Below are 7,377 nucleotides of genomic sequence, written 5' to 3'. Positions count from 1 at the left end.
GCGGGGCTCGCGGCGGTTGTCGAAGCCCGGCTCGTTCCGGCGGCTCCGGCTCGCCTCCAGGCGGTCCAGGTCGGAGGCTTCGGCGCCGCCGAAGAGGCCGACCAGGCGGTCGGCGAGCCGGCGCTTGACCGGGCGGGGGGCGGCGCGCAGCGCCAGGCCGGCCATCACGCCGAGCAGGGAGAGGCCGTAGAGGATCACGAAGATCGGCTTGGCCTGGCGGCCCGCGTACAGACCGTGCACCAGGGCCGCGCACCACGCGGGGTAGGCGAGCATGTGCATCGCGCGCCAGCGGGCGGCCACGGGGGCGGGGGTGGCGAAGTTGCTGCGCAGGGCGCCGGTGACGCCGACGAAGACCATCAGCAGGCCGGCCAGGGAGCCCAGGCCGATCAGGCCGCCGCTGCCGGTGACGCCGAGGGAGAAGGGGATGAGGGCCGCGATCAGCTGGGTGTGGTCCAGCGCGATCTTGGTGGTGATGTGCAGCAGCAGGAACGCGATCGAGCCGACCGCCGTCGTCCGGTGCACCGCCTGGCCGATGATCCGCTGGCGGGTGTTGAGCAGGACCCGGTCCTGGGCCACCAGGCCCCAGATGACCGAACAGCTCAGCGAGACGAGGGACAGCACGCCCGCGCCGAAGTTCAGGAACTCTTGGAACTGACTGCCTCCCACCAGCACGACCACCGGTATGAGCAGCAGGACGACAGCGGACGCCACCCCATAGGCCGACCGGCCGGGCTTGGGGAGCGAGCTGTTACTACGACGAGGGTTCATGGGGGCAACTCCGAGCAGTTTCGGGAAGGCGGTCCCGCTGCCGAACTCTAGGTGGAGCCATACCGATCAGTACGAGGTTTGAGTTATTGCGTTGTTATCAAAGGACGAATCACCTGCGGCGTCGTCCCTTAGTGACTGTTACGCGAAGTAATCCTTGACCCGGATTCAGATCTGGCGGCCGTACGGACATGTCTCACCTGCATACGCACGCGCGTCGCGGCTTGCTCAAGGGCTGCGGTACCCTAGCGCCATGCGTGCTGTACGCCTTCTGCTTAGCGAGCCGCGCTGATCAGTACCGACCACCGGTCGCACCGGACGGTCGGCATCGGCGCGGCGTCCCCTCCTGTGTGAGGGGCTTTTTCGTTTCCGCGGGCAGAGACGATCGATGGAGCTTTGAGGATCATGAGCGAGACGAACCCCGCCGCCACCGCTGCCGCGTCGGCGGAGGCCGCGCCGCACCGCTACACGGCCGCCCTGGCGGCCGAGATCGAGGCACGCTGGCAGGACTTCTGGGACGTCGACGGCACCTACGCCGCGCCGAACCCCACCGGCGACCTGGCGGACGACGCCGAGCTGGCGGCGAAGCCCAAGAAGTTCATCATGGACATGTTCCCCTACCCCTCCGGCGCGGGCCTGCACGTCGGCCACCCGCTGGGGTACATCGCCACCGACGTCTACGCCCGCTTCCAGCGCATGACCGGGCACAACGTCCTGCACACCCTGGGCTTCGACGCCTTCGGCCTGCCCGCCGAGCAGTACGCGGTGCAGACCGGCACGCACCCCCGCGTGTCCACCGAGGCCAACATGGAGAACATGAAGGCCCAGCTCCGCTGGCTGGGCCTGGGCCACGACAAGCGCCGGTCGTTCGCCACGATCGACCCGGAGTACTACAAGTGGACCCAGTGGATCTTCGTCCAGATCTTCAACTCCTGGTACGACGACGAGGCCGACCAGGCCCGCCCGATCTCCGAGCTGGTCGCCCTCTTCGAGTCCGGTGAGCGCCCCGTACCGGGCCACACGCGCGCGTGGAGCGAGCTGAGCGCCACCGAGCGCGCCGACGTCCTGGGCGAGTTCCGGCTGGCCTACGCCTCCGACGCGCCGGTCAACTGGTGCCCGGGCCTGGGCACCGTGCTGGCCAACGAGGAGGTCACCGCCGACGGCCGCTCCGAGCGCGGAAACTTCCCGGTCTTCAAGGCCAAGCTGCGCCAGTGGAACATGCGCATCACCGCCTACGCCGACCGCCTGCTGGAGGACCTGGACGGGCTGGACTGGCCCGAGGCCATCAAGCTCCAGCAGCGCAACTGGATCGGCCGCAGCGAGGGCGCCCGCGTCGACTTCCCCGTCGACGGCGAGCGCATCACCGTCTTCACCACCCGCCCCGACACCCTGTTCGGCGCCACCTACATGGTGCTGGCCCCCGAGCACCCGCTGGTGGAGAAGTTCACCCCCGAGGCGTGGCCCGAGGGCACCCACGAGGTGTGGACCGGCGGGCACGCCACCCCGGCCGAGGCCGTCGCCGCCTACCGCGCGCAGGCCGCCGCCAAGTCCGACGTGGAGCGCCAGGCCGAGGCCAAGGACAAGACCGGCGTCTTCACCGGTGTGTTCGCGGTCAACCCGGTCAACGGCGAGCAGGTCCCGGTCTTCATCGCCGACTACGTCCTGATGGGCTACGGCACCGGCGCGATCATGGCCGTCCCCGCCCACGACACGCGTGACTTCGCGTTCGCCCGCGCCTTCGAGCTGCCGATCCGCTGCGTGGTCGAGCCCACCGACGGCCGCGGCACCGACACCACCACCTGGGACGACGCCTTCGCCTCCTACGACGCCAAGCTGGTCAACTCCGCCGGCGAGTCCGTCACCCTGGACGGCCTGGCCGTCCCCGAGGCCAAGGCCCGCATCACCGAGTGGCTGACCGAGGCCGGCATCGGCGAGGGCACCGTCAACTTCCGGCTGCGTGACTGGCTGTTCAGCCGCCAGCGCTACTGGGGCGAGCCCTTCCCGATCGTCTACGACGAGGACGGCATCGCCCACGCGCTGCCCGAGTCGATGCTCCCGCTGGAGCTGCCCGAGGTCGAGGACTACAGCCCGCGCACCTTCGAGCCCGACGACGCCGACACCCAGCCCGAGACCCCCCTCTCGCGCAACGACGAGTGGGTCCACGTCACCCTGGACCTGGGCGACGGCCCCAAGAAGTACCGCCGCGAGACCAACACCATGCCCAATTGGGCCGGTTCCTGCTGGTACGAGTTCCGCTACCTGGACCCGCACAACGACCGCGAACTGGTCGACCCCGCCATCGAGCAGTACTGGATGGGCCCGCGCGAGGGCATGCCGCACGGCGGTGTCGACCTGTACGTCGGCGGCGCCGAGCACGCCGTACTGCACCTGCTGTACGCCCGCTTCTGGTCCAAGGTCCTCTTCGACCTGGGGCACGTCTCGTCCGCCGAGCCGTTCCACAAGCTCTACAACCAGGGCATGATCCAGGCGTACGTCTACCGCGACAGCCGCGGCATCGCCGTCCCCGCCGCCGAGGTCGAGGAGCGCGACGGCGCCTTCTGGTACCAGGGCGAGAAGGTCTCCCGGCTGCTCGGCAAGATGGGCAAGTCCCTGAAGAACGCCGTCACCCCGGACGAGATCGCCGCCGAGTACGGCGCCGACACCCTGCGCCTGTACGAGATGGCGATGGGCCCGCTGGACGTCTCCCGTCCCTGGGACACCCGCGCGGTCGTCGGCCAGTTCCGGCTGCTCCAGCGGCTGTGGCGCAACATCGTCGACGAGAACACCGGCGCCCCGACCGTCACCGACGCCGAGCCCGACGAGGACACCCTGCGCGCCCTCAACAAGGCGATCGACGGCGTCGGCCAGGATCTGGAGGGGCTGCGCTTCAACACCGCCATCGCCAAGGTCACCGAGCTGAACAACCACCTGACCAAGGCGTACGGCAGCGGCGGCGCCCTGCCCCGCACGGTCGCCGAGCCGCTGGTGCTGATGATCGCCCCGCTGGCCCCGCACATCGCCGAGGAGCTGTGGCACACGCTGGGCCACACCGACTCCGTCGTCCACCAGGACTTCCCGGTCGCGGACCCGCGCTACCTGGTCGACGACACCGTGACCTGCGTCGTGCAGATCAAGGGCAAGGTCAAGGCCCGCCTGGAGGTGCCGCCGAACATCTCCGACGAGGAGCTGGAGAAGGCTGCGCTGGGTGACGAGAAGGTGGTCGCCGCGCTGGGCGGCGCGCCGATCCGGAAGGTGATCGTGCGGGCGCCGAAGCTGGTGAACATCGTCAGCGGCTGAGCGGTCCTGCCTCGCTGAGCGCCCGGTGCTCCGGGCGCCGGCGCGAGTGTCGGGGTGATCCCCTACGGGCAGGTTCCGGGTTCCCGTGGAACCCGGGGCCTGCCCGCTGCGTTTACCGTGGAGACGGTGGAGAAAGAGCGGCGCAGAGCGAGGCGGCTCGCGGCCGCGCCCTGAGGAGGAACGCGTCATGGAAGCAGTGATCACCGTGTTCGCCGTGCTCTTCGTGCTGCTCGTCGTCCTCGGCACCTACGCCACGGTGAAGGCGGTCACCGCCGCCAAGCGCAGCGTGGACCGCACCATCGCCCAGGGCCGCCGCACGGTCGAGGACCACACCCTGCGCGCCAAGTCCCTCACCCGCCCCGGCCCCGCCGGGGAGATCGCCCAGCTCCGGCTCACCCTGCGCACCTCCATGCGTGCCACCCAGGACGCCCTGCACGCGGGCCCGGCCGAGGACGCCTCGCTGAAGGAGTCCCTCGGCCTCTTCGAACGCCTCAGCGTGCACGGACGCGAGCTGGACGTCGTCCTCAAGCACCTGGAGTCCGAGCCCGACCGGGCCACCCTCACCGCCCGCCTCCCCGAGCTGCGCACCCGCACCGAGCGCATCACCGCCTCCGCCGACTCCCTGCGCTGGGCCGCCCGCGACCGCGCGAGCCGCTTCGCCGAGGACGACCTGGACGCCCTCAGCTCCCAGATCGACATCGAGGCGGGCGCCCTGCGGCACTGGACCGACGCGACCGGCCGGGCCAGCGCCCCCTGGCCCGAGACCCCGGCCGGCACCGACGAAGCCGCCGACCGCCGCCAGACCTGGCCCCGGGAACCGGAAGCCCAGGCCATCACCCCGCCCGCCGCCCGGCCCGCCTACCCCTGGCAGAAGAAGCCCCGCCCGGAGAGCACCGCCTGACCCCCGGCGCACCGGCGCCCTCCTGCGGGGCTGGACTGCCGTGCCGGAGCTACGGCAGGTAACCTCCAGCTCATGTCCCGCCATGTCGCTATCGTCACCGATTCAACGGCCTACTTGCCGCCGGGGCTGATGGAGCGCCACGGCATCACCTCGGTACCGCTGACCGTGGTCCTCGGCGACCAGGCGCTCGAAGAGGGCACCGAGATCTCCACCCGCTCCCTGGCCCAGGCCCTCCAGAAGCGGCGCCCGGTCACCACCTCCCGCCCCAGCCCCGAGGAGTTCGCCCGCACTTATCGCGAGGTCGCGGAGACGGGCGCCGACGGCATCGTCTCCCTGCACCTCTCCGCCGAGCTGTCCGGCACCTACGACGCCGCCGTACTGGCCGCCCGCGAGGCACCGGTACCCGTCCGGGTCGTCGACACCGGCATGGTCGCCATGGCCCTAGGCTTCTGCGCCCTGTCCGCCGCCGAGGCCGCGGAGGGCGGCGGCACGGTCGACGAGGCGGTCACGGCCGCCGAGAAGCGCGCCGCGGACACCTCCGCCCACTTCTACGTCGACACCCTCGACTATCTCCGCAGGGGCGGCCGCATCGGCACCGCCCAGGCCCTCCTCGGTTCCGCCCTCGCCGTGAAGCCGCTGCTCCGGCTGGAGAACGGGCGGATCGAGCTGCTGGAGAAGGTGCGTACGGCGTCCAAGGCGATCGCCCGGCTGGAGGAGATCGTGGTGGAGCGGGCGGCCGGGGCTGAGGTGGACATCGCCGTGCATCATCTGGCCGCGCCCGAGCGGGCCGGGGCGTTGGCGGAGCGGCTGCGTGAACGGGTGTCCGGGCTGGCGGAGTTGCATGTCAGTGAGGTGGGCGCGGTGATCGGGGCGCATACGGGGCCCGGGTTGTTGGGGGTCGTGGTGTCGCCTCGGTGAGGGGTGCCTGCGGCACTTGGGCGGTCGGCGGGGGCGTCCGATGGGGGCGGGTGTAGCTCGTGTGGGTGACGGAGTTATCCACAACCGAGGGCTTTTCCACGGGAATTGACTAAGATCCACTTTTTGGGGCCGGGTGTCCGATCCTCGGGTCATGACACTTCGAGCACTGACCCGTGCAGCCACTCCGACCAGCGGTCCCGGCAGGGGGCCTTCCTCCGACAGCCGTGTGCGCTACCGGCGTCCCGGCGAGCGGGGGCGGGGCCGGCACCGGGCGCCGGTGCCGGGGGAGGAGGTGCGGCGGCGGGCCGGGCAGTTGTTCGGCGAGGCTCCGGGGGAGTCGGGGAGCGGGCCGCCGGGTGGCTTGGACCTGGGGACTCAGGTCGCCGATTCCGGCTGGCGGGAGCGGGCCGGGCTCGCGCTGCGGGACCGGCTGCCGTTGTGGGTGCAGGCGCGGTGCGGGGTGGAGCGGCGAGGGGTCCTGGCGCTCGGGGTGGTGCTGGCGCTGGCCGCTGTGCTTGCCGGTCAGCATTTCTGGGCGGGGCGCACGGAGAGTGTGAGTGCGCCTCAGGTGGTGCGGGAGGCTCCGGCGCGGGTGAAGGGGGCGGAGGGGCCGGGGGGCGCTTCCGCGTCCGCATCCGCTTCGCCGGGTGGGCAGATCGTGGTGGACGTCAGCGGGAAGGTGCGTGCTCCGGGGATTCGGCGGCTGCCGTCGGGGTCGCGGGTGGCGGATGCGTTGAGGGCTGCCGGGGGAGTGCGGCCGGGGGTGCGGGAGGAGGGGCTGAACCGGGCTCGTTTCCTGGTGGACGGGGAGCAGATCGTGGTGGGGGCACCGGGTGCTCCGCCGCCGGTGGGGGCGGGTGCGGTGGCGCCGGCCGGTGGGGGTCCGTCGGCTCCGGTCTCTCTGGGGACGGCGACGGTGGAGCAGCTGGACACGCTCCCCGGTGTGGGCCCGGTGCTCGCTCGGCGCATCATCGACTACCGCACCCAGCACGGCGGTTTCCGCTCGGTGGACGAGCTGCGCCAGGTGGACGGCATCGGCGACCGGCGCTTCTCGGACCTGCGGGCACGGGTGGGGCCGTGAGGGCCGAGGCCGACCCCCGCTGGAAGGGTGACTCCCACCCTCGGCAGGAGGGCCCGGTCGATCTGCGGCTGGCAGGGCCCGCGCTCGCGGCCTGGGCGACGGCGGCGCTGGTCCTGGATGTTCCGCCGGCATGGAGCCTTGGGGTGGCGGGCGTTTGCCTCGTCGTCGGGGTCGGGCTGCTCCGGGTGGGGTCAGCCCGGTACCGCGCTCCGGCCGCGGCGGTGCTGCTGTGTGTCGCCGCGTCCGCCGTCTCGGCCGGGCTGCACGGGGCCGACGTACGGCGCGGGCCCGTACCGGAGGTGGCGCGGAGGTTCGGGACCGTGGCCGTCGAGGTGGAGCTGACCGGGGACCCGTGGCTGAGCAGGCCCCGGGTGCGGGGAGACCATGCGGCGCCGGTGGGGGTGTTGGCGCGGGG

General features: G+C 71.9%; 4 protein-coding genes and 2 pseudogenes. 5 read left to right on the top strand and 1 reads right to left on the bottom strand.

Annotated features, from left to right (window positions below; all coding sequences use genetic code 11):
* A pseudogene (locus GT030_RS07195) lies at positions 1-768 on the bottom strand (cytochrome b/b6 domain-containing protein); the annotation flags it as partial.
* 402 nt (positions 769-1,170) lie between these two features.
* Here GT030_RS07195 and leuS point away from each other — a divergent pair.
* The 5 genes and pseudogenes from leuS to GT030_RS36215 form a co-directional block, all read left to right on the top strand.
* Positions 1,171-4,062 (top strand): leucine--tRNA ligase, encoded by a 2,892-nt coding sequence (gene leuS / locus GT030_RS07190; protein WP_161200359.1) that lies wholly within the window; start codon positions 1,171-1,173, stop codon positions 4,060-4,062.
* Positions 4,063-4,249: 187 nt separating this feature from the next.
* Positions 4,250-4,963 carry a hypothetical protein gene (locus GT030_RS07185; RefSeq protein WP_161200358.1) on the top strand — a complete coding sequence of 238 codons (714 nt, stop codon included), beginning with the start codon at positions 4,250-4,252 and terminating at the stop codon, positions 4,961-4,963.
* 72 nt (positions 4,964-5,035) lie between these two features.
* Entirely contained in the window at positions 5,036-5,881 is an 846-nt protein-coding gene (locus tag GT030_RS07180) for a DegV family protein (RefSeq protein ID WP_161200357.1), read from the top strand.
* Between the two features lie 151 nt (positions 5,882-6,032).
* Positions 6,033-6,962, top strand: a complete 930-nt coding sequence (locus GT030_RS07175) for a ComEA family DNA-binding protein (protein WP_202459796.1) — start codon at positions 6,033-6,035, stop codon at positions 6,960-6,962.
* Positions 6,959-7,377: pseudogene (locus tag GT030_RS36215) on the top strand (MBL fold metallo-hydrolase); the annotation flags it as partial. The gene GT030_RS07175 and the pseudogene GT030_RS36215, both read left to right, overlap by 4 nt.

Origin of the sequence: Streptomyces sp. SID1328 (assembly GCF_009865595.1) — a bacterium.
Taxonomy (GTDB): Bacteria; Actinomycetota; Actinomycetes; order Streptomycetales; family Streptomycetaceae; genus Streptomyces; species Streptomyces griseoluteus.
This window is presented reverse-complemented; position numbering and strand designations above follow the sequence as displayed.

Bases quoted from the DNA above. Each gene is read 5' to 3' on its own strand.
- leuS (WP_161200359.1), top strand. From the start codon at position 1,171: ATGAGCGAGACGAACCCCGCCGCCACCGCTGCCGCGTCGGCGGAGGCC.
- GT030_RS07185 (WP_161200358.1), top strand. From the start codon at position 4,250: ATGGAAGCAGTGATCACCGTGTTCGCCGTGCTCTTCGTGCTGCTCGTC.
- GT030_RS07180 (WP_161200357.1), top strand. From the start codon at position 5,036: ATGTCCCGCCATGTCGCTATCGTCACCGATTCAACGGCCTACTTGCCG.
- GT030_RS07175 (WP_202459796.1), top strand. From the start codon at position 6,033: ATGACACTTCGAGCACTGACCCGTGCAGCCACTCCGACCAGCGGTCCC.